Annotated in this window: 1 protein-coding gene; it reads left to right on the forward strand. The window is 64.6% G+C overall.

The features are described from left to right. Positions 1 to 414: 414 nt before the first annotated feature. Positions 415 to 1,653, forward strand: a complete 1,239-nt coding sequence (locus tag D0T11_RS21660; protein ID WP_119657876.1) for a prolipoprotein diacylglyceryl transferase family protein — start codon at positions 415 to 417, stop codon at positions 1,651 to 1,653. Positions 1,654 to 1,776: the final 123 nt, after the last annotated feature.

Consider the following 1,776-nt stretch of genomic DNA (forward strand, 5'->3'; position numbering starts at 1 on the left):
TGGCGCACAAACGGTACCTGTCGCAAAAGCGTAGTAAGTTTGGCGCTGAGGCATTGCTTCACGGGGCAGAACGGGTTTGGATGGTGTAGGAACCCCAAAGGTCGGACTGCCCCGTTTTATGCCGCAATATTTAGTAGGGTAGAGTAGCAGAGGCCATATTGCAAAGTCTGAAAAGCCTGTATTCTGGTTGGTGAACTGTGGAGGGGGAAGATACCTTGTCAGCAGAAGTCATCCCCTATTCTTCGTGCCAGGCTTCCCCGGGCCTACCATTACCGAACCATTCTTACCCTCCATTTCGGGCCGCCGCCGAATGCCTACACCTGGGCCGGGCGGCGGCCTCTTTATGCCGGCTTAGCCTATTCCGGTCATTGCTGTTAGCGGCCGTTCCGTCTTTCTAATCTTAGCCTCGCGTCTATGCTTCTAACCGCTACTACCTCCTTCTGGACGCTGGCTATTCCGGCCGATTCGCCCCACGATTTTTATAGCCTGTTCTACGTGCTGGCCTTTACCCTCAACCTGGCGCTGCTGGTGTGGGAAGGCTGGCGGCGCGGCTACGAGCTGCGGCCCTGGCTGGTGGTGCTGGCCTGCACCACCCTGGCCTTCATCCTGGGCACCAAGCTACTGGCCCTCACCGCCCCCGAGTGGAGCGGGCTGCTGCACACCGGCCGCTGGCCCGATTCGGAGGCGCGCACGGTGCTGGGCGGGGCCCTGGCGGGCACCCTCACGCTGCTGGCCTTGCGCCGACCCTTCGGCTTTAGCTGGCACGTGTTCGATGCCTTTACGCTGCCCATGTGCGCGGCCCTGGTGGTGCAGTGCGGGGGCTGCATCCTCACGGGCTGCTGCTTCGGCGAACCCACGGCGGGTGGCTGGGGTTTCACCTACCCGCCCGACACGCTGCCCTACCTAGTGCAGGCCGTGCAGGGCCAGCTGCCGGCCGGGGCGGCGCATTCGCTGCCGGTCCACCCGACCCAACTATACTCCCTGCTGCTGTGCGCGGGCGTGGGCGCGGTGCTGCTGATTACCCGGCGCCGTACCTGGCCCGGGGGCAGCCAGCGCCTGCTGCATTTGGGCCTGCTGCTCACGGGCCGCCTGCTCATCGAGTTTTGGCGCAACCCGGCCGGTGAGCAGGCCGGTAGCGCCGTGCATATCCACGCCGGACTGGCCCTCAAGCAGGTGCAGTGGGTACTGCTGCTGCTAGCGCCGGCCGTGCTGGGGCTCTGGGCCTGGCGGGTGCGGCGGGGCAGTGTTGCCCACCCCGAAACCGGACCGGTACAGCACCCCGTGCGCAACCTGCTGGCCGTAGTAGCGCTGCTGGCGGCCACGGCCTGGCTGGGGCCGGTGGCCCTGGTACTCCCCGAAGTGCTGGTTATCAAAACCCTGCTGCTGGCGGTGGTGGTGCTGGAGGGTGGGGCGCTGCTGCTGGGCGCGACCGAAGCCGCCCGACCTGCCCGCGTGGCCCTGCCCCTGGGCCTGGCCTGCGCCGGGTTCGTGCTCACCAGCCAGGTACCGGCCGACAGCACCCGCCGCGAGCAGTACAGCACCATCAGCGGAGCCCTGAGCGTCGGCTCCTTCGAGCGGCTGCAAAACTCCGGGGGCAGCGACGGATGCGGCGGCTCCTCCCAATTGCAGGTTAGGGCTACCGCACCAAATTAGGCACTTTTGAGCAGTTCCAGCATAAATCCGTCGTCTCTGGCGGCCTTTTTACGCTTTCTTTTCAGACTAATCTTACTCGGTTCATGCGTGAGAAGAAAGAGGCTGAACTTGCGAAAGATGTTC

Source organism: Hymenobacter rubripertinctus, from assembly GCF_003583925.1.
Classification (GTDB): Bacteria; Bacteroidota; Bacteroidia; order Cytophagales; family Hymenobacteraceae; genus Hymenobacter; species Hymenobacter rubripertinctus.

Coding starts and splice junctions, on each gene's coding strand:
- D0T11_RS21660 (WP_119657876.1), top strand. CDS start 415: ATGCTTCTAACCGCTACTACCTCCTTCTGGACGCTGGCTATTCCGGCC.